The 20,305-nt window shown below is 57.3% G+C and carries 22 protein-coding genes and 1 tRNA gene; 11 read left to right on the top strand and 12 right to left on the bottom strand.

The annotated features are described in order from the left end of the window. Positions 1-453, top strand: coding sequence for a hypothetical protein (locus AC1RBR_RS26855; protein WP_443531814.1), 453 nt, complete (start codon positions 1-3; stop codon positions 451-453). A gap of 70 nt (positions 454-523) precedes the next feature. On the opposite strand, the gene gabP is transcribed toward AC1RBR_RS26855, so the two are convergent. Beyond that, positions 524-1,915 (bottom strand): GABA permease, encoded by a 1,392-nt coding sequence (gene gabP, locus AC1RBR_RS26850; protein WP_166496346.1) that lies wholly within the window; start codon positions 1,913-1,915, stop codon positions 524-526. A 560-nt stretch (positions 1,916-2,475) separates the two neighbouring features. Here gabP and AC1RBR_RS26845 point away from each other — a divergent pair. From AC1RBR_RS26845 to AC1RBR_RS26815, 7 genes are all read left to right on the top strand, one after another. Then, complete coding sequence (locus AC1RBR_RS26845; RefSeq protein ID WP_041071351.1) at positions 2,476-3,249, top strand: ABC transporter ATP-binding protein; 774 nt, start codon at positions 2,476-2,478, stop codon at positions 3,247-3,249. Positions 3,250-3,262: 13 nt separating this feature from the next. Then, positions 3,263-4,012 (top strand): ABC transporter substrate-binding protein, encoded by a 750-nt coding sequence (locus AC1RBR_RS26840; RefSeq protein ID WP_027611242.1) that lies wholly within the window; start codon positions 3,263-3,265, stop codon positions 4,010-4,012. A 77-nt stretch (positions 4,013-4,089) separates the two neighbouring features. Beyond that, positions 4,090-4,785 carry an ABC transporter permease gene (locus AC1RBR_RS26835; RefSeq protein WP_492567333.1) on the top strand — a complete coding sequence of 232 codons (696 nt, stop codon included), beginning with the start codon at positions 4,090-4,092 and terminating at the stop codon, positions 4,783-4,785. Beyond that, positions 4,782-5,471 (top strand): ABC transporter permease, encoded by a 690-nt coding sequence (locus AC1RBR_RS26830; RefSeq protein ID WP_007961692.1) that lies wholly within the window; start codon positions 4,782-4,784, stop codon positions 5,469-5,471. Before AC1RBR_RS26835 ends, AC1RBR_RS26830 begins: the two co-directional genes overlap by 4 nt. Then, positions 5,452-6,687 carry a methyltransferase gene (locus AC1RBR_RS26825; protein ID WP_492567332.1) on the top strand — a complete coding sequence of 412 codons (1,236 nt, stop codon included), beginning with the start codon at positions 5,452-5,454 and terminating at the stop codon, positions 6,685-6,687. The genes AC1RBR_RS26830 and AC1RBR_RS26825 overlap by 20 nt, the downstream gene beginning before the upstream one ends. Before the next feature lie 420 nt (positions 6,688-7,107). Beyond that, positions 7,108-7,183, top strand: a tRNA-Thr gene (locus AC1RBR_RS26820). 144 nt (positions 7,184-7,327) lie between these two features. Further along, positions 7,328-8,194, top strand: coding sequence for a hypothetical protein (locus tag AC1RBR_RS26815; RefSeq protein ID WP_492567331.1), 867 nt, complete (start codon positions 7,328-7,330; stop codon positions 8,192-8,194). A gap of 346 nt (positions 8,195-8,540) precedes the next feature. Here the strand turns inward: AC1RBR_RS26815 and AC1RBR_RS26810 are convergent, their stop codons facing one another. Further along, positions 8,541-8,966 (bottom strand): type II toxin-antitoxin system HicB family antitoxin, encoded by a 426-nt coding sequence (locus AC1RBR_RS26810; protein WP_448179509.1) that lies wholly within the window; start codon positions 8,964-8,966, stop codon positions 8,541-8,543. A 31-nt stretch (positions 8,967-8,997) separates the two neighbouring features. Next, positions 8,998-9,180, bottom strand: coding sequence for a type II toxin-antitoxin system HicA family toxin (locus AC1RBR_RS26805; protein WP_492567330.1), 183 nt, complete (start codon positions 9,178-9,180; stop codon positions 8,998-9,000). Between the two features lie 472 nt (positions 9,181-9,652). On the opposite strand from AC1RBR_RS26805, the gene AC1RBR_RS26800 reads away from it, so the two are divergent. After that, complete coding sequence (locus tag AC1RBR_RS26800; RefSeq protein WP_492567329.1) at positions 9,653-9,928, top strand: DUF3077 domain-containing protein; 276 nt, start codon at positions 9,653-9,655, stop codon at positions 9,926-9,928. A 51-nt stretch (positions 9,929-9,979) separates the two neighbouring features. Here the strand turns inward: AC1RBR_RS26800 and AC1RBR_RS26795 are convergent, their stop codons facing one another. The 3 genes from AC1RBR_RS26795 to AC1RBR_RS26785 all read right to left on the bottom strand — a co-directional run bounded on the left by AC1RBR_RS26795 (position 9,980) and on the right by AC1RBR_RS26785 (position 11,886). After that, complete coding sequence (locus AC1RBR_RS26795) at positions 9,980-10,660, bottom strand: RES family NAD+ phosphorylase (protein ID WP_098966723.1); 681 nt, start codon at positions 10,658-10,660, stop codon at positions 9,980-9,982. Continuing rightward, positions 10,657-11,067, bottom strand: coding sequence for an MbcA/ParS/Xre antitoxin family protein (locus AC1RBR_RS26790; protein ID WP_492567328.1), 411 nt, complete (start codon positions 11,065-11,067; stop codon positions 10,657-10,659). Before AC1RBR_RS26790 ends, AC1RBR_RS26795 begins: the two co-directional genes overlap by 4 nt. Before the next feature lie 309 nt (positions 11,068-11,376). Beyond that, positions 11,377-11,886, bottom strand: coding sequence for a PBECR2 nuclease fold domain-containing protein (locus AC1RBR_RS26785; protein WP_492567327.1), 510 nt, complete (start codon positions 11,884-11,886; stop codon positions 11,377-11,379). Between the two features lie 441 nt (positions 11,887-12,327). On the opposite strand from AC1RBR_RS26785, the gene AC1RBR_RS26780 reads away from it, so the two are divergent. Continuing rightward, complete coding sequence (locus AC1RBR_RS26780) at positions 12,328-13,254, top strand: LysR family transcriptional regulator (RefSeq protein WP_007961685.1); 927 nt, start codon at positions 12,328-12,330, stop codon at positions 13,252-13,254. Here the strand turns inward: AC1RBR_RS26780 and AC1RBR_RS26775 are convergent. The 6 genes from AC1RBR_RS26775 to AC1RBR_RS26750 all read right to left on the bottom strand — a co-directional run bounded on the left by AC1RBR_RS26775 (position 13,171) and on the right by AC1RBR_RS26750 (position 17,866). Continuing rightward, positions 13,171-13,488, bottom strand: a complete 318-nt coding sequence (locus AC1RBR_RS26775) for an AzlD domain-containing protein (RefSeq protein WP_007952614.1) — start codon at positions 13,486-13,488, stop codon at positions 13,171-13,173. The two genes, AC1RBR_RS26780 and AC1RBR_RS26775, sit on opposite strands and share 84 nt — an antisense overlap. Then, on the bottom strand, positions 13,467-14,183 hold the full coding sequence (locus tag AC1RBR_RS26770) for an AzlC family ABC transporter permease (RefSeq protein WP_003220701.1): 717 nt from the start codon (positions 14,181-14,183) through the stop codon (positions 13,467-13,469). The genes AC1RBR_RS26775 and AC1RBR_RS26770 overlap by 22 nt, the downstream gene beginning before the upstream one ends. Further along, positions 14,180-14,557, bottom strand: coding sequence for a GNAT family N-acetyltransferase (locus tag AC1RBR_RS26765; RefSeq protein ID WP_003220700.1), 378 nt, complete (start codon positions 14,555-14,557; stop codon positions 14,180-14,182). The genes AC1RBR_RS26770 and AC1RBR_RS26765 overlap by 4 nt, the downstream gene beginning before the upstream one ends. 79 nt (positions 14,558-14,636) lie before the next feature. Then, positions 14,637-15,383: a 2OG-Fe dioxygenase family protein gene (locus tag AC1RBR_RS26760; protein ID WP_064585516.1), complete on the bottom strand. Its 747-nt coding sequence runs from the start codon at positions 15,381-15,383 to the stop codon at positions 14,637-14,639. Between the two features lie 231 nt (positions 15,384-15,614). Beyond that, a complete protein-coding gene (locus tag AC1RBR_RS26755) occupies positions 15,615-16,901 on the bottom strand; it encodes an OprD family porin (protein WP_492567326.1) in 1,287 nt (428 codons plus the stop codon). Positions 16,902-17,197: 296 nt separating this feature from the next. Next, positions 17,198-17,866 carry a DsbA family protein gene (locus tag AC1RBR_RS26750; protein WP_492567325.1) on the bottom strand — a complete coding sequence of 223 codons (669 nt, stop codon included), beginning with the start codon at positions 17,864-17,866 and terminating at the stop codon, positions 17,198-17,200. 256 nt (positions 17,867-18,122) lie between these two features. On the opposite strand from AC1RBR_RS26750, the gene AC1RBR_RS26745 reads away from it, so the two are divergent. Next, the gene (locus AC1RBR_RS26745; protein ID WP_492567324.1) at positions 18,123-20,216 is read left to right on the top strand and encodes a TonB-dependent receptor; all 2,094 of its coding nucleotides are present in this window, start codon (positions 18,123-18,125) and stop codon (positions 20,214-20,216) included. The last annotated feature ends 89 nt before the right edge of the window (positions 20,217-20,305 follow it).

Genomic DNA, 20,305 nt, shown 5'->3' with positions numbered 1-20,305 from the left:
ATGGCATCCCTGAACAAGCAACAGAAACGCGCCAAGCGCGCCAAGGCCAAAGCTAAGCACATCCGCATGGTCGGCCGTAAGCCGCTGGACCAGGACGACAACCTCGGGCATCTGGACGAGCCGATCCCGGAATACACCCTGGCGATGTTCAGCAAAATGCGCGACGCCGAAGCCGTCAGCCGCAACGAAATGCTGCTGACCCTGCTACGCGAACTGGCGTTCATCATCGTTGACCATCCAGAGCTGCTGGACATGGAAAACGCCGAGAACGAAGGCATGGCCGCCACTCACCTGGCCGCCGACATGCTGATCGACTACCGCATGTGGGCCGACGGCATGGACATCGAAACCGCCCAGGCCTGGCTGACCGAGCCACAGTTCATCACCGATTTCGGGATTGCGCTGGATACTTACGGCAAGTCGCTGGATGCCCAGGAAGACAAGGGCGAATAAACCCCGCGCACAAATAAAAACGGCCGCTCGTCATCACTGACAGCGGCCGTTTTGCATTACGCGCTACGGATCAGTTCAACACCACCGCACCACGTTTTTCCAGCTTGCGACGGCGTGCCACCAGCAGGCCGGCGGCAACGACCATGAGGCTCAGCAGGCCGGTTGCGAGGATTTCCACGCGATGGGCTTCCTGGAACAGCATGATGGTCAGGGCCGCGACGATGAAGATGATCACCGCGTAGGTCAGGCCCGGGAACAGCCACATGCTGAAGACGATTTTCTCGCCGCGGGCCATGCGCTGTTTGCGCATGCGCAGTTGCGAGAACGCGATCACCAGGTACACCAGCAGCGCGATGGCGCCGGAGCTGGCCAGCAGGAATTCGAACACTGCAGCCGGGGCCACGTAGTTGGCGAAGGTGCAGAGGAACGCCGCGCCGGTCGACAGCATGACTGCCCAGTAAGGCGTACCGCTTTTGTTGACCCGGGTCGACATCGCCGGTGCGTCACCGCGCTTGCCGAGGGAGAAAAGCATGCGCGACGAGGTGTACAGCGCCGAGTTCAGGCAGCTGGTTACCGCGACCAGAACCACGATGTCGACGATCATTTTCGCGTTCGGAATGCCCATGCGCTCAAGCACGGTCTGGTAGGAACCGAGGCTGGCCAGCGCAGGATCGTTCCACGGCACCAGGGCCACAACGATGAAGATCGATACGAGGTAGAACAGGCCGATCCGCCAGATCACCGAGTTGGTGGCCTTGGAAATCTGCTTGCCCGGGTTCTTCGACTCCGCGGCCGCGATGGTCACGATTTCGGTACCCATGAACGAGAACATGGTGGTCAGGATTGCACCCAGTACCGCGCCCATGCCGTTTGGCAGGAAGCCGCCGGAATCAAACAGGTGCGAAACACCGCTGACCTGGCTGTTCGGCAGGAAGCCGAAAACGGCCGCAAGACCCAGCGCGATGAAGCCGATGATCGCCAGGACTTTGATCAAGGCAAACCAGAATTCGAATTCACCGTAATTTTTCACGCTGAACAGGTTGGTGACCGTCAGCAGCATGGTGATGATCAGTGCGAACGCCCAGATCTCGATCCCCGGGAACCAGGCATGGAGGATGGTCGCGGCGGCGTTGGCTTCCAGCGGAATCACCAATACCCAGAACCACCAGTACAACCAGCCGATGGTGAAACCGGCCCAGTGCCCGATGGCACGGTCGGCGTATGTCGAGAACGAGCCGGTGTCGGGCGATGCGACAGCCATCTCACCGAGCATACGCATCACCAGCACCACCAGAGTACCGGCGGCGGCGTAGGCCAGCAGCACGGCAGGGCCGGCGGCAGCGATCGCGTGGCCGGAGCCAACGAACAGACCGGCGCCGATAACACCGGCGATCGACAACATGGTCACATGACGCGGTTTGAGCCCCTGTTCGAGGCCATTGGAGCTTGGGGTACTGCTCATCGGAACTACCTTTGCGAGGAAAGCGATTGCGTCCGTCCTGTCTGGTATTTCCTTCTCGTAAAAAGAAACCAACAGGGCGTTCCAGATTCTGCACGCAATAAATGCGCCAAAATGTTTCAAACACTTATAGGCCGCGGTTTTCAGCGAGACCGGACAGTCATCGCAAGTCATTGGAATGAATGGCAATTCGCCAGAGCGTTACCCTGCGACTCACTTTTCAAACGAATCTGCGCACCAGAAACACACTGAAAAAGTGTGGGATGCACAATAAAAGGGCGATTCAGGAACGTTCGGCCGGATAGCGCTTCCAACACCCCGCCAAAGCTGGCAACATCGCGCCTTTTTTTACGCGACGCCCACGGGTTTGCACGATCAAACACCCGTTCGGTTGTTGATGGGGCGACAGTCTGCTGTGCCGATGCGACAACCTGCCACACGCCACACGCCATCCGCTTACCGCTCGTAGCGCTGTTGGCTGCCATTGAAACGCTATGCTAGCTTGGCCGCCTCGCCAGGAAGGCCCGCCAACAGCAGGAGCGCAACATATATGAGGAACGCACATGGCTGAGGCCACGCCCGCGCTTGAAATCCGCAACTTGCACAAACGCTACGGACAGCTTGAGGTGCTCAAAGGTATCTCGCTGACCGCCCGCGACGGCGATGTGATCTCGATCCTCGGTTCCTCCGGTTCCGGCAAGTCCACGTTCCTGCGTTGCATCAACCTGTTGGAAAACCCGCACCAGGGCCAGATTCTGGTGGCCGGTGAAGAACTCAAGCTCAAGCCCGCCAAGAATGGTGAACTGGTTGCCGCTGATGGCAAACAGATCAACCGCCTGCGTTCCGAGATTGGTTTTGTATTTCAAAACTTTAATCTGTGGCCGCACATGAGCGTGCTCGACAACATCATCGAAGCCCCACGCCGCGTGCTCGGCCAGAGCAAGGCCGAGGCGATCGAAGTCGCCGAAGCGCTGCTGGCCAAGGTCGGCATCGCCGACAAGCGCCACGCCTACCCGTCGCAACTGTCCGGTGGTCAGCAACAACGCGCGGCGATTGCCCGCACGCTGGCGATGCAGCCGAAGGTGATTCTGTTCGACGAGCCCACCTCCGCGCTTGACCCGGAAATGGTTCAGGAAGTACTTAGTGTCATCCGCGCACTGGCCGAAGAAGGCCGCACCATGCTGTTGGTGACCCACGAAATGGGCTTTGCCCGTCAGGTGTCCAGCGAAGTGGTGTTCCTCCACCAGGGGCTGGTGGAAGAGCAAGGATCGCCTCAGCAGGTGTTCGAAAACCCGCTTTCGGCGCGCTGCAAACAATTCATGTCCAGCAACCGCTAACGGAGCAACATGCATGCAGAATTTTAAAAAGGTCTTCCTGGCCGCCGCCGTCACCCTCGCGTTCAGCGCCGGTGCCATGGCCGAGACTCTGAAGATGGGCATCGAAGCGGCTTACCCGCCGTTCAACAACAAAGACGCCAGCGGCAACGTGGTCGGCTTCGACAAAGACATCGGCGACGCCCTGTGCGCCAAGATGAAAGTCGAGTGCAGCGTGGTCACCTCCGATTGGGACGGCATCATTCCTGCGCTGAACGCCAAGAAGTTCGACTTCCTGGTCTCCTCGCTGTCGATCACCGAAGAGCGCAAGGGCGCGGTAGATTTCACCGACCCGTACTACTCGAACAAGCTGCAGTTCATCGCGCCGAAAGATAAAGACTTCAAAACCGACAAGGATTCGCTCAAAGGCAAGATCATCGGCACCCAGCGCGCAACGCTCGCTGGCACTTGGCTTGAGGACACCTACGGCAGCGATATCGAAGTCAAACTCTACGACACCCAGGAAAACGCCTACCTGGACCTGACCTCCGGTCGTGTCGACGCGATCCTCGCCGACAAGTACGCCAACTACGACTGGCTGAAAAGCGACGCCGGCAAGAACTACGAGTTCAAGGGCGACGCGGTCGTGGAAAGCGACAAGATCGGCATCGCCGTGCGCAAAGGCGATCCGCTGCGTGAGAAGCTGAACGCCGCACTGAAGGAAATCGTCGCTGACGGTACCTACAAGAAGATCAACGACAAGTACTTCCCGTTCAGCATCTATTGATCTGACCTGCGGGACCGGCACCGTGATCCGACGGCGCCGGCTCCCGGCCTTGCCTGCCGCGATTTGAAAAGAAATCCATGATTATCGACCTCTACGGATTCGGCCCGGCCCTCGCCGCCGGTGCGCTGATGACCGTCAAACTGGCGCTGACGGCCCTGTGCCTGGGACTGGTGCTCGGTCTGCTCGGCGCCTTGGCCAAGACTTCCCCGTACAAGCCGCTGCAATGGCTTGGCGGTACTTATTCGACCCTGGTGCGTGGCGTTCCGGAATTGCTCTGGGTGCTGTTGATCTACTTCGGTACGGTTAACCTGATGCGCAGCCTCGGTGAGTTTTTCGGCAACCCCGACCTGCAACTCAGCGCCTTCGCCGCTGGCGTGATTGCCCTTGGCCTGTGCTTCGGCGCCTACGCCACGGAAGTGTTCCGCGGTGCAATCCTTGCCATTCCCAAGGGCCATCGTGAAGCGGGTGTGGCGCTGGGCCTGTCGAAATGGCGGATCTTCACCAAGTTGATCATGCCGCAGATGTGGCGCATCGCCCTGCCAGGCCTGGGCAATCTGTTCATGATCCTGATGAAAGACACCGCGCTGGTCTCGGTGATCGGCCTGGAAGAAATCATGCGTCACGCGCAGATCGGTGTGACCGTGTCGAAACAACCGTTCACCTTCTATCTGGTGGCGGCGGTCATGTATCTGGGCCTCACCGTGCTGGCGATGACCGGCATGCATTTCCAGGAAAAACGCGCCGCTCGCGGCTTTGCGAGGAGCACTTCATGAACTGGGAAGTGATCATCAAGTGGCTGCCAAAACTGGCGCAGGGCGCGACCCTGACCCTGGAGCTGGTGGCGATTGCCGTGATTGCCGGTCTGTTGCTGGCAATTCCACTGGGCATCGCCCGCTCTTCGAAGCTGTGGTACGTGCGCGCCTTGCCCTACGCCTACATCTTCTTTTTCCGTGGCACGCCGTTGCTGGTGCAACTGTTTCTGGTCTATTACGGCCTGGCGCAGTTCGATGCGGTGCGTAACAGCGCGCTGTGGCCTTACCTGCGCGATCCGTTCTGGTGTACTACCGCGACCATGACCCTGCACACGGCGGCATACATCGCCGAGATCCTGCGCGGCGCGATCCAGGCGATTCCGCCGGGCGAAATCGAGGCGGCGCGGGCATTGGGCATGTCCAAACCCAAGGCAATGTTCTACATCATGCTGCCGCGAGCGGCGCGCATCGGCCTGCCGGCCTACAGCAATGAAGTGATCCTGATGCTCAAGGCCAGCGCGCTGGCGAGTACCGTGACCCTGCTGGAACTGACCGGCATGGCCCGCACGATCATTGCCCGCACCTACCTGCCGGTGGAAATCTTCTTCGCCGCCGGCGTGTTCTATCTGCTGATGTCCTACGTGCTGGTGCGCGGCTTCAAGCTGCTGGAGCGCTGGCTGCGCGTCGATGCCTGCCAAGGGCGTTGAAACTTCACACGTGCTGACGGGCGAGACCCTACTCGCCCGCTTCACCGCGCTGGATGCTTTTCTGATTGAACATCAGGCGCTGTGGAAACCTCGTCCGTTCACTCATCTTTCGCTTCCATGGGAAGCCGCCTACCCCGAGTTGTCCAAGTGGCTACGCGGACGATCGCTGGAAGATGCAAAGCGGGCGCATAACCATCCTGCCGATCTCGTCGATGCCCTGGAGCCGTTCGCTGCATTGGCGGAGTTGTCGGCTGAGCTGAGCGCGGTCGGTGAGTTGCCGGGACATGCGCTGGAGACTGCAGGCCACCGATTGAATGTCGATGTGCCGGGGCGCAAGTGGCAGCAGATCGAAGCCTTCGCCAGTCGCTTGTCTTTCGCCTCGCAGCCGACGCACTGGCTGGACTGGTGTTCCGGCAAGGGACATCTGGGCCGACGCCTGTTGGGTACGGGGCAACAACTGACTTGTATCGAATACGATCCGGCGTTGGTCGCCAGTGGTCAGGCATTAAGTCAGCGCCGTCATTTGCACGCCCTGCATGTCGAGCAGGATGTACTGGCGGCAGACGCAGCGAGTGTTATAAGTGCTCAGCACACCCCGGTCGCCCTGCACGCCTGCGGCGATCTGCATGTGCGCCTGATGCAACTGGCGAGCGCTGCAGGATGTCAGCAGATGGCCATCGCCCCGTGCTGCTACAACCGGATCAATCGCAGCGAGTACCAGGCATTGTCCTCAGCGGGCTTGCGATCCGCCCTACAGCTCTCGCTCGAAGATCTGGCACTGCCCATGAGCGAAACCGTCACCGCCGGTGCAAGAGTCCGACGTCAGCGCGACACCTCCATGGCCCGGCGCCTGGCTTTCGATTTGCTGCAACGGCAAGTGCGCTGCGTCGACGAATACCTGCCCACCCCGTCCCTGCCCAGCGCCTGGCTGGACAAACCTTTCGCCGATTACTGCCGCGATCTGGCAGCACTGAAAGAGTTATCCACAATCGGCACGCCAGATTGGCAGGCACTGGAAGCCGCCGGTTGGCAGCGGTTGGCCGAAGTTCGCAACCTGGAATTACTGCGCGGACTGTTCCGACGACCGCTGGAGCTTTGGCTGAATCTTGATCGAGCCATTTTCCTCACCGAACAGGGATACGTCGTACGCCTAGGCACCTTCTGCGACGCACCGCTGACTCCGCGTAATTTTCTGCTGCTGGCCGAGCGCGCTTGAAATCTTTACAGCCTGTGGATAACTCTGTTGATGGTTTTCCCGTGGATCCAATATCTACGGCTATTGCATGGCAAAAACACCATTGGTCATTTTTTGTTCATATAGATAAAAAACCCGTAAAACAGGGCTTTGCGCGCAAAATGAGAATGTGTCCACAAAATCCCCTGCAACACCGCCGTGGCGCCCATCCGTTGTGCATAAGCTTCCAATCAAAAGGACATAAACGGGTGAAATGGGTGCTTGAACGGTGCAGAAATCCTGCCCTCACGCTCATTCTGGCTTGATCGCGTAGCACCTCGGCTTTGCGGCTAAAAACTCGGCGACACCGCTCACGCCAAGCCTGATCCAGCGCCTGCGTAAAAATAGTCTGAATTCAGGGGTTTACAGAACCAACCCAATCGCTATAATCGTCGCCCACACGCCGGTATAGCTCAGTTGGTAGAGCAACTGACTTGTAATCAGTAGGTCCCGGGTTCGACTCCTGGTGCCGGCACCATACAAAAGAAGGGCTTGCAGCGATGCAGGCCCTTTTTTTTGGTTTACACGTAACAAGCCACGTAACAGGAATGTTCGTTAGCGCTCCGGAAACGCGTCCGGCACCTACCGCTTTTTAACCATCGGTTTTCAGAGAAGGGATGCGATGAACTGGAAAAAATTGGATTGGAAGTTCTTCCTTACCCTATTCGGGACGATTGCGGGTGTAGTCGTCCCTGTATATCTGTGGCAAGCGGATTTCTCTTCCCGATCGTTAGGCTTGAAGCTGCTTTCTACATCGGCTCTGCAACCTGCAGCCGACATTCAAGATCTCCAGATTTTTTTGAACGGAAAAAAGATCGAGTCTCCGTATCTGTCATCTTTTGAACTGATAAACACTGGCTCTAAACCTGTGTTGAGCGCTGACTTCGAATCTCCTATCGAGATTTTTCCAACAGGTGGTGCCAAGCTTATTAGCGCCCAGGTAACGACTACAGAACCCGAAAACATCCCAGTGAAAATAACGTTCGATGATCAGCACATTCTGATTGCGCCTTTCCTTTCGAACCCAAAAGACACCGTCGCCTTTTCAATCATCACATCCGGCAAGCCACCAGATTTCGAGCCTCGCGCCAGAATTGCAGGCATTAAATCGATCACGTTCGAAGACTCGACCTCCAAGAAAGGCGAATACAGCGCGACCTCCATCAATCTAGCTCTAGCCTTCGCACTACTGATTCCGTACCTGGTATTTCTCATCTCGACGGTGACAGGGGAGGTATTACCAATATCAAGACCACTCGCTTTCTTCATCTCGACTACTTGTTACGTAGGATTAGTCAAAGCGCTTACGGATGCTTATGCCATCTTTGAGCCATGGCCATCTCGCACAGCAATAGTCGTTGCTATCGCGATTTCAGGGTTGGCTTTAGGGATCTTCGTCGTCATAAGAAGCATGCGATCTGCCTTCAGGGCCAAGCGCGAAAAATCGAAGGGACCGGATCAGCCATTCGCTTCCCCTCCATGGAAGTAAGCACGACACATCTCAATAACGGTGCTGCCAATAGGCGATTGAAATAGGGGTCATAAAATAGGGGTCAGACCACGTTTTGAGCTGAGACTGTGGCCTGACTCTATTTTTCCCCGCCTTATTTTGCTCGTGTCACCACGGAGCTAAGGTCGGTGAAAACGCTTTGAGAAACCCCGGCCTTCCTTTGCTCCTCAGTGGCCGAAGAGAGCGGCAGCAGCGTTACGCGCGAGGCCTTTCCAGACTTCATCTGACGTACTGATTCCATCAAGTCCGCCTGAAATCGCCCTAGTTCATTTGCCATACCTTTTCTTCGCCTTCAGCTATTTTCTCCAACGCTCGCTTGCTGAACTTATGCAGCTTGAACCGAAAGCGAAATCCGCCTTCCAAGTTGCTGCAACGCACGCTCAACATTCTCGATTTTGGAATGATGCAGAAAATCTACCAGGCGATCGACTTGGGGCCGTTGTACGCCGAGACGACGTGCCAACTCGGCCTTGCTTAAACCTGACTCCAAAAGCGTATTCCACAGAGCAACCTTTGCTGCAGTCAGCGCAGGCAGACGCAATACGACGTCACTTGCCTGTTCTCCTGCCTGCCCGGTCGGAATCAACCGGCGATCATCAACGTATATCGAGAGCGCCGTCTCGATTGCATCAATGGCGGTGTCCAACGCTTGCTCGAGGGTGTCGCCAACGGCGTGCATCTCAGGAATTTCTGCGCAGGACAACCAGACACTATCCGGCTCTTCGTGAACTTCCAACGCATATTCGAACATCACGATTCCTCTCATGGGGTACAGCTGAGCCTCAATCCCTGAGGCCCAGCTGTTTGATTATCGATTTTCTCAACCCTTCGCCCATTTCCTTGGCTCCATGATCAGGAAACACAGTTGATTTGCCATTCAAGGAAACCTTGAAGTGACTGCCCTTGCCGGCTTGAAACTCAACGCCTTGGGCTTTCAACCATCGCCGAAACTCGCTGTACTTCATGTGCATCACTCGCCGTTTCGGTAAAGCGAATGTGCAACATATTTGCTGCATTCGCAACATAAATGTTGCACTACACCGAGATGGCAACGGCCACCACCTGGCCACGATTGCGCATCCGTCCTCCGCAAGCTACCGTCAATCCCATCGCTGTCAATTCAGCGACCGGGCCTGAGAACCCGGGTAAGATACAGGCGCACCAGCGCCCCAAACCCATGATTGCCGGCGCTTTTTTTGCACCCGCACTCACGTGTAATGGCGGCTGTGCGTGGGAGACCTTCGGGTCTGCCGGGTTCCTGTATCTCCGGTTTCTCAGCCTGCGCATAGCTGCCACCCTTTCGCCTGAGAACGAAAAATGGCGGCTCTCATTTGATACAGGGAGTTCACAAATGAATGCCATTGATCCATCCGTAATCCGCCGCGCTGCCACACCGGTTACCTCACTCCACGCCTTACGTACGGCAGGTGAAGCGATATGACCGACTACCTCGATTTGAAAACACCAGGCCTTACGCACTTTTCCTTTCAGGCCAATCAAGCGCTGTTCCGCACCAATCGTGGTGTGCCGGTAATAGCCGCCCTTTCTCACGCCTCCCACTTGCTTCACATCTCACGATTGCTCACTGCGGACACTTCAGTCTCGCGCGATCCGGATCTTCACGCTTATGCCTCTCAGTACCTGCAGGAGTTAAGCAAGACGCTGATCGACGATGTGGTGAAAGTATTGGATGCGCCAACAGCAAGCCATTGACGTAAACCGCCAATAAAAAGCCCTCGCGGTACTGCGAGGGCTTTTTGCGTTTCAAACCTGACTGATCTCAAACACATACGAAATCCTGCGCTGACTCGCACTCCACACATAACGCAAATGCTTGCCCTGTTTCGGAATCGATACCGCTGGCGGGCGGAACGCAGCAACACATTCGTGCCCCGTTAGGCGAACACTGTTGTAGAGCAGTCCCCAGGATGCAGACTCGCGCAGTTGTCGGGCAAATGCCTGGGATGGGCCGTAGGCTTCCGGGTCGGGTTGATGCAAATGTGCGAAACCATCACGAACATCGTGCAGCGGCTTAACCACCCGATTGACGTAAGTACGCATGGTCAACTCAAGATCCGCTTCGTTGGTGGCCGCGAGGAAGCGTTCCTGGTGATAGCAAGTTTCGGCGATGGCCGCGGCCTGGCTGCTGGCGGCGTAGTAGACGCCGAAGGTGCCATCGGTGAAGCGGCTGCTTTTGCCGATATGGGTAAACGCCGCCATCACCGGGGTTGAACCGGGGCCGGAGAGCCGGTCTTCGGGGCGCACGCGGGCGAGGACGCCGGCCTGCTCGATCAGGCGATCGTTGGTCAGTGCTTCCAGCGCGTAGGCGATTTCCAGGTCTTCGGGGTCGAGCACGTCTTCGAACAACGCAATCGGCGGGAAGCTGCTGTTGACGATCCGGTAGGCCTTCGGCCATTGCGGCTCAGCCAGCGGCGGGGCCTTCAACCGCGCACCCCATCGAGGTAGCGGCGCACATCAGCGATGTCGACCACCCTACCCACCAGCATGTAATCCAGCGCCGTTCGACCATTGAATGGCGCAGCGGTGTTGGGGCTGCTGACCCACGTATAAGCACGCTCGCGACTGTTGCTGAAGATGATGCTCAAGGCCTTGTGAATGCCCATCAGATACGAGATGCGCTCCAGTGTGTCGTGCGGCAGGCGAATGTTCGGCGGCAGGTGTTTGTACTTGTAGAACGTGGTGTTGCCGACGCCGCCCAGCAAAGTGCGCTGCTGTTCGGCGTTGCAACCCCAGCGCTCCATGAGATTGAAGAAAAACTTCAGCGCGACGCGCCCGGCCTCGGGGACGTCGAGTTGTTCACGCGGGGTGAGGGCTGGGGATGAGGTAGGCATGGTCGTCCTTCTTGGCTGGTCCGCAAGCTGAGCGTAGTACACATATGAATTTTTACAAAAGATCTATTCGCATGCGAATAAGAACCTTGAAATTCCAAGGTTGACACCTCTATGTTCCGTGGCAGAGAATCTGGCTCAAGAGCGCGAAACCGACTGCCTTCAGGTGGCAATAGTCGGCGTTAGGAACCCCGTTGATGACCTGAAAATCAGCGTTCGGGTGAGACCTCTTCTCCCCTGCTTGAGGGAGCACAATATCAAGCAACATTCATGTGAAGGGCAGCCTGAGAAGGCTGCCCTTTTTCGTTTGAGCTACCGGTAATGTCGATACAACAGCTCACCATGCCGATGCTTGTTCAGGCCTTTCTTGTCACAGTTCATGAAATTCCAGAGTACGTTGCCGCGCTCAACATGAACCACCACCAGCATCTGGTATCTCGCGTTGTAAGCACCGATGAAAGAGAGTCGAAACGAGGCGTCATCGTAGGAAACCCGCCATATCTCTAACGGCCTCGTCAGGGTATCTCGCGCAAATTCGGTGAACCGCTCACGGGCATTCGGGCGCTTTTCCACCGTATGAAGCAAATGCTCGCGCTTCACCAAAATCGGCACATATGGCGTTTCGATCAGAACAGCATCAAGACCATGATCAAGTCCGAAGCCTCTGGCAACCTGCTCCCACGCTGCATTAAGACTCAGTTCACCTGGCAGCTCTCTAACCGCAGAAATCAGAAGGCCGGGGTCAATATCGCGAATATCCGGCAGGCCCAGATCTTTCCAGTTTTTTTGATTGGGTAACGCCCTGCTCCCCTGCAAACTCATGGCATCGACTCGCTAGCTTCGCGGATGCCGGCATTGCCTGGAAATCCATGGCCTCGGACTAGAAGTCCCGAAAATAACTACCTGATATTTCAGCCACTTGTGCTTCGGCGGTAAATAAGCCCGTTCGCTCTTTTCTTAGGAGGCTTCCGACAACGGTGCAAAACAGTGGCGTTTCGGTGTGGGAAACATTCAAAAAAGCTGTAGTCCCGAGACGTAAAAAAATGCCCGACTCGTCCGAATCGGGCACTTTTCTTGACCCCAATCACCCCCACGTCATCAAAAATCCCGATCCTGTGTCAGCTTCCAGCCATCGGCGGGGACATCAATTCGCTACTAAACCCGCGACAACTATGCTCAGGTGCTGGAATATAGCCGGCATATGACGCCGGATCGGCAGTCTCGTAAACAACAATACCCAGCCCACTTCAGAGGGCATTACCCATGGATAGCAGAACCTTACGCAACCTCATGCGCATCGTGCAGACCGGCTCGTTGTCGGCCGCAGCCGAGCATTCGTGCCTGACTGTGCAGGCCTTGGCCGCGCAGTTGAACAAGGTCGAAGAGCAGTTCGGTTTCCGCTTGTTTCGACGTTCCAACAAAGGGCTGACGCTGACGCCGCAAGGCACGGAGCTGACGCCCTACATGGACAAAGTGCTGATTGCCACGCGACAGATGGAAGAAAAGGTCGAGGCGCTCAAGGTGCCGGGCCAGCGTACATTGAAGGTTGCGTTGAACAACACGTTGTCGTCTGACTTCAACCGGCGAATGATCGGACGCCTGATCGAGGTGTTTCCCGATTACCAGATGGAATTCAGCTACGCCGAGTCGATGGAGAACCTCAGCAAGCTGAAGAATGAAGACTTTGATCTTGCGGTGTTGATCGGCCCGCAGCGGCCGGGTCTGCCGAGCATTGTTTTGCCGGATGTGCAGGTGCAGGTGGTCGGTGCCCATTGCGGGCAGGAAAACGATCCACTGACGTTGCTGGGCAACAAGTTTCAGGTGCGTCCTGCGGAAGATTGTCCGTATTCCCACAGTTTCCTGCGTTTTCTCGACGCCGGACTGGGCAATCACGAGAACGGTCAACGCATGGTCTATTCCTGCAGCGAAACCCTGACCCTGTCGCTGATCACGCAGATGGACGCAGTGGGCATGGTGTCTCGTGAGGCCGCGCAAAAGAACGGCCTGACGATTTTCCCCGGATTCGAGGATTTCCTCGAAGTGCGTCTGGCGGTGAATAACCCGAACCTGTCGGGGCAGGCCCTGAATGACGTGGTCGATCTGCCGCTACATGAACGAGCCGAGCGCAATGTACGCAGCCGTCCCAACCGCCACACTGAGAAAGAGGTTTTTGCTGAAATACGCACATAACAACGTCGGAATGGCTGCATAAAATTCCGGGCGATCGAGCTGTATGTGCTGATCCTTGATCAACAAGGGTGTCAGGCTGATCGCAGCGACGATCGCCACCGGCAGGTACTCCAGCGCCCGCGCAACGAATGGCGGCCAGTGCTCGGTGTTGACCTGCAGCGGCAACGCGCGTGGCAGGAAGGTCACGGCCATCATCAGCGCGACCACCAGAATCAGGAACGTTTGGTCAGGCATACACCCACTCCGCAGCCCACAAACGTGGCGATGAAAACGTTGAACGGCGAAGTGCCGACCAGGCTCAGCGCGCCCATGCAGGCGACGGCAGCCGCGGCGGCGATGAGTTTGTTGCGGGTGTTGCACAGCGACACCAGCACATAGAGCATCATTGCGGTCAGTGCGTAGTCGAGCTGATATTTGATCAAGTGCGACGCGTATTGCGCGCACACAGCGCCCAACAAACCGCCCAGCACCCAAGAGGTGTGGCAAAACAGGTTGAAGCCGATCAGGTAACGGATGTTGACCGGCGCGCCGGTGCCCAGTTTGACGCTGTGGAACGCAAAGGATTCGTCGGTCAGGCCACCGGCGTAGGCCCAGCGTTCCATGCGGCTGAGCCCCAGTGCGCGCAGGGCCTTGGCCATGTACACCGACATCAGCATGTGCCGCGCATTGATCAGGAAGGTGGTCAGCACGATGGTGGTCAGCGAAGCACCGCTGGAGATCAGCGCCAGCGCGGCAAATTGCGAAGCCCCGGCGTAGACGAACAGACACATCGCCACCGGCAGCCACATCGGCAGCCCGGCGTTCACCGCCATCAGCCCAAACACGAACGACACCGTGAAGTAACCGGCCACCACCGGGCTGGCTTCGGCAAACGTGCGCGATGGCTGATGAGCAGCCATCAGCGGCGCACTGCCGGACGTTTCATTCATAGATCCCTCTCAAATGTCCGCTCGCCGTGGGGTTCGCAAAAACCTTGGGCAGTCCAGAATCGCTTGCCCGCGAGGTTAGCATCGTCGACGAACAGAAACATCCGTAATACACCGACCCGTTTCATGTCGGATGACGCCGCTTCCACCAGCCGCTGGCCGACGCCCTGGCTGCGGTAGCGTGGGCTCACCGCGAGGTGGTTGATGGTGCCGCGACTGCCGAGCATGCCGCCGAGCACCGCGCCGACGATTTCGCCTTCGACATCGAAGGCCAGATAGGCCGTGGTGGTCTTCTGGATCAATACACCGCGCAGGCATTTGGCGTCCTGCCATTCGCAGAACGACACTTCGTCGAACTGCCGGAAGAAGCGCTCCATGCGCTGCGCGTCCTTGGCGGTGGCGCGTCGCAGCACCACCGGCGTCGAGCACTCGACGCCATCGATTGGGGTGATCTGATTAGCGAACAATGTCGAAAGCGGTCCCGGGCCGCGAGAAGGAAATCGCCAGAATCTGCCGATACGCCATGGCATGCGTGTGGGTGTTGCGCGCCGGGGTCACGTAGTGGCGCATGTCGCGATCAAGGAAGTAGGTGGTGTCGAGAATTTCCTGGTAGGTGGTCGACGCCAGTTGATGCTCGTGCACATCGTACAAACGGCTTTCCGCGCCCTCGACATTGTTGCGCCCCCAAAAGTGCACACCGCTGAACGGATAGCCGTCGCAGTGAATCCCTTCCGGGGTTATTTCCAGTTGCTTGCCGGGTTTGATCTCGATGCGGATCTGATGGATCTGGCACTGCCAGATTTCATCGTGCAACTCTTCCGGCAACACGCTTTTGTACACTTCGAAATCGGTGTCGATCAGGCTGCGCATCACCGGCGAAGTGATCACTTCATCGGAGAAGTCCTGAAAGTGCCGCACAACACCGCCCACATAGGCGTTATTCTCTTTCGACTGCACGTACGCGCGATGCTCGAGTTGCTTCAATTCACGTGTTTTCGGGTTGTACTCGAAGTCGCTGTAACGACGGTAACGCATGCCGGCTTCGGCCTGACCGTAGTAACTGTCTGGCTCCATGTTTTCCCAACTTTTGGTCAGTCTGACGAAGTCGGCAAAATGACCGTAGAGATTGAAGTCACCACCCTGGACGTTGACATATTTGTCGCGCCGTAGCGATTCGCCCACTTCTCTGTTCAAAACGATCATTACCAAATTCTCCGCTGCGTTGAGCGGCCTAATCTATTAGGTGGAGAATTTGCGTCCATGAGAAAGAATTTCAGGCATTTAAAGCCCTGCTTGAAACGGTACTTGAAGACGCTTCAAAACAACTTTTACGTGACAAAAACACGGGTTTTTTACGGTTTTTGCGAAAAAGACGTCGAAAAAAAACCCCGAGCCAGTCGGGGTTTTCTCATGTTTCTTACACCGGATCGTTCATCAGAAGATGTTGATCGGGTAGTCCACGAATACACGCACTTCGTTGCCGCTGCTGTTGTAGTCGGCGGATTTCTGCGACACGCGCAGAATCGAGCTGCGCAGTTTCACGCTAAGGTCTTTCGCCGGACCGCTTTGCACGACGTATTTGACCTGGTTGAAGATCTCACGCTCGGTGCCGCCACTGCTGGTGTCGGTGGTGATGTTGTCGCCACGCACGTAAGCAAAGTTGTAGCTCAGGCCAGGTACGCCAAAGGCACCGAAGTCCAGGCCGTAGCCCAGTTGCCAGCTGCGCTCGTCTTCAGCGTTGAAGTCCGACCAGTACGAGTTGGCCAGGTAAATGGTGTTGCCACCGTCGCCCTGACGACGACCATCGTTCTGATAACCGCCGTACGGATAACCCAGGTTGCTGTCACCGGTACTGCGCTGGTGCGCCACGGTGAACGAGTGCGGGCCGGTGGCGAATGTGGCCGCCAGGCTCCAGATCTTGTTGTCCTGGCCGCCGGCGTTCTTGATGTCGGCATAAGACTTGTCGAGCTTGGTGCGATAGCCGTTGAAGTCCAGGGTCAGGGACTGATCCTTGTCGATCGGGAACACGTAGTTGGCGTTCACGTACTGCTTCTTCATGACGTCTTCAACGTCGGAAGCGTACAACGCCGCCTTGAACTGTTCGGTGAACTGGTAGCTACCGCCCAACACGTTGATCGACTTCAGACCACCGCTGTCACGGCCTTCAGCGCTTTTACGCGATTCGGCGGTGAAACGACCGGCGTCCAGTTGCAGGCCTTTGATCTCTTTGGAGGTGATCAAGGTACCGGTGTAGCTTTCCGGCAGCAGACGCGAGTTATCGTAGTTCAGCACCGGCAGGGCCGGCATCTGGTCGCCGTAGGTCAGCACGGTGTTGGACACGCGGAATTTGACCGCAGCGCCACCCTTGGACAGGTCGTCAGCCGCATTGCCGCTGTCACCCTGTTTGAAGAAGTCGATACCACCGGCGCCGCTGCGGCCCTTGCCGCCATCCAGACGCAGTGCGTAAAGACCGAAAGCATCGACACCCACACCAACGGTGCCTTGGGTGAAACCGGAAGAGAACGTACCGATGGCCGCCTGGCCCCACTCGGCTCTGTCCGGATTGCCGTCTTTGTAATCACGATTGATGTAGGCATTGCGCAGCAGCACTTTCAGGCTGCTGTCTTCTACAAAACCCTTGGATTCGGCCTGGCCGTCAGCCATTGCCGAAGTGGCACTCAACATCCCCAGTGCGATCAGACTGATTCGCTTGTTCAACATTTTGTTTTCCTTATTACGGGTTGAAACGCGCTGTGTCGAACGGCTGAAACGGCGCTATCGCACTCTTTTTTCACCCCGAAACAAAAAGACCCGCCCACGACAAAGTCATGGCGGGCCTGCTTGTTATTCTTGAGTCATGGCGGTTGGCCACAGGCGTTGGGCCGAATCGTAGCCGCGCCCTCAATAATGTGTCAATTTCAAGAATCGTCTTTAAATAGGTAAAAATCGTCTAAGAATCGTAAATTTTGCGATAGCACATTGCTCGGAAATGCGCTCAGCCAGTGAATCCAGCGCAATTACGCGCAGCCGTCGAGGCCGCATTGCGCGGAGGATTGCCTCGGCTCATCAACCACAACCGCTTGCTCCAACCAGTCGGCGAAAGCCTGCGGTTTGCCAAGCCATGGGCTGATGTCGATCAAGGTGAACTGCCCATCCTGCTCCAGCGCCAACGTCGGAAAACCTTGGCCACCCAGTTGCGCCAAGAGTGCGCGGCTGGCCTTTACATGCGCTGTCGTATCAACGGACTTAAACGCAGCCACGAAGATGTCACGGGTGTAGCCCAACTCACGGGCGAGTTCGAAAAGTACGGATTCATCGGCAATCCGCCGTCCTTCAACGTAATGCGCCGTCTGCAAACGTCCGAGCATCTGCAAACCGCGACCGTCGATGGCTTCTGCCGCCATCACCGCCGCAATCGGCGGCGTCGAATCGAAAAACGCCGAGTGGTCACGCAGCAGACCTTCGAAATACGCTTCGCCAAAGGGTTGTCCGGTGTATTCGGCAATGCGCCGATCGTGGGGCATGACGTAATCGCGCAGTTGCGGCGAAACGCGCTGGCGATTCGCGCCGCTCATCATTCCGCCCGCATGGGCAATGACCGGCAACACTTGCTGCGCCGCTTGCACCAGCGGTTTGGCGCCGTAGCACCAGCCGCACAATGGATCGTAAATGTAGTGAAGGATCATGGGAGAACTCCGGCAACAAAGTAGAAAAATTCGATGCCGGCAGACTATTCCTACGCGTGTTGGGGAAAAATGCCGGAATGGCTCTCAGACTGTTTCAAGAATCGGTCGAATGGATCGCCTGATCAGGTTGTATCGAAATCGACATAAATTGAAACAATCTGACAGGGGGACTTCTCAGGAATAAATTACAGGAGCAAATGCAAAGCATTACCATTCGCGCGCTTGAATTTCCTTACCCTTTCGGATGCGCTTTTCCATGCCTGCCCCGTTCCGCCTCACGCCTGTCACCCTTGGATTGTCTGCCTTTCTGTCCAGCGGTTTTGCTTACTCCGCCACCGAACTGCCCGCCACCGCGATCAGCGCCGAAGAGCAAGCCGAGGATCCGCGCGTCAAGATCAGCAACACTGCGACTCGCACCTCGACACCGGTGCGCTATGTGCCGCAGGCCATCGACTCGATCAAGACCTCAAACGTCGCCGACTACGGCACCAATGACATCGGCGACGCCCTGAGCGGGATTCCCAACGTCAGCAGCAGCGCCGACACGCGCTTCGACAGCCTGCGTATCCGCGGCTTCGACGCCAGCAACGACTTCTATCTGGATGGCATTCGCGATGACAGCCAGTACAAGCGCGACCTGCACAACATCGAGCGGGTCGAAGTGCTCAAAGGTCCGGCGGCGGTACTTTACGGCCGTGGCAGCCAGGGCGGGATCGTCAACCGCGTGAGCAAGCTGCCCGAGTTCGGCCATCGTTCGACCATCGAGGCCCAGGGCGGCAGCGAAGACCTGCGCAGCCTGTACGCCGACCTCAGCACCGACCCCAGCGAAAATTTAAGCCTGCGCCTGAACATGGGCAATATGGATGAAAACAGTTTCCGCGATGGCGTCAGCGGCAATCGCCAACTGTTCGCGCCATCGATGAGCTGGCAACTGACCCCGGACCTGAACTGGCTGGTGCAATACGAATACAGCCGCTACAACCGCACCCCGGATCGTGGCATTCCCGGTGTGAATGGCCGCCCGGCTGACGTCGGTCGCGACACCACCTACGGCAACGATCACGACTTCATCGACGACAAGGCGCAGTCCCTGCGCTCGAAACTCACCTACGAGATCAACGACAACTGGCAGCTGCGCCAGACCTTGGGGGTGTTCAAGCTCGACAGCGATTTCGACAACACCTATCTCACCGGCTTTGACCCGAAAACCAACAAGGTCGCGCGCCAGCACTGGCAGCAGGATCTGACCACCCGCAACGTCTACAACAACCTTGAGCTGGAAGGTGGTTTCGATACCTTTGGCCTCGAGCATCGCCTGTTGACCGGCGTCGAGATCGGCAGCCAGCGCCGTGATCCGAAGTTGTACAACGCCGCGACTGGCAAGACCCCAGGCGCACAACAGGTGCCATCGCTCGACCTGTTCAACCCCAACCGCGAGCTCCGTCATACCGGCAGCATGCAGGTGTTCAGCGACAGCCACACCGAAGTCGAAAGCCGCGCGGTGTACGTGCAAGACCAGTTGCGTCTGAACGATCACTGGCAACTGCTGGCCGGCCTGCGTTACGACACCTTCGATATCGAGTCGACCAACCAGCTCAAGAACCTCACTGAAGATCGCGACAGCCACAGCACCAGCCCGCGCTTCGGGATTGTCTGGACGCCACTGCAGAATCATTCGTTCTATGCCTCGTGGTCGAAGACTTTCTCGCCCGTCGGCGGCGGCCTGATCGGCATCACCCCGGGGGCTGCCGGTAATAGCAACGACTTGAGTCCGGAGCTGACCAAACAGAAAGAAATCGGCGTGAAAAGCGACTGGCTGAATGATCGTCTGAGCACCACGCTGGCGGTCTACGACCTGGAACTCTACAACCGCCGCACCAGTGATCCGAACGATCCGACCCTGACCGTCATGACCGGTCTTCAGCGCTCGCGCGGCATCGAACTGACCGCCACCGGCAAACTGGTCGGCAACTGGTACATGCGCGGTGGCGTCGGCGTGCAGGACACCACTATCGAAAAGGATAACAACGGCCTGGAAGGCAAGCGCGTCAACAACGTGGCCAAACACAACGGCAGCCTGTTCCTGACCTGGAAACCGGAAATGGGCTGGTACGGCGAAACCGGTCTGACCCTGGTCGGCCAGCGTTACGCCGACAACGCCAACACCACCGTGCTGCCGGGGTATGGCCGCTGGGATGCGCTGGTCGGCTATCGCTTCAAGGACTGGGACTTGCGCGCGGCACTGAACAACATCACTGACCGCGAGTATTACGCCTCGGCCACCAGCCAATATCAGATCCAGCCAGGCGCACCGCGCAGTGTGGTGATGACCGGTACCTATTCTTTCTGATTCAACCCAATACCTGTAGGAGTGAGCCTGCTCGCGATGACCATTTAACATTCAACAGATTCGTTGGCTGTTACTTCGCCATCGCGAGC

It is taken from the genome of Pseudomonas sp. GW823-FHT01D03 (genome assembly GCF_058798255.1).
Note: the sequence above shows the minus strand (reverse complement) of the source record. Positions and strands in the feature narration are given on the sequence as shown.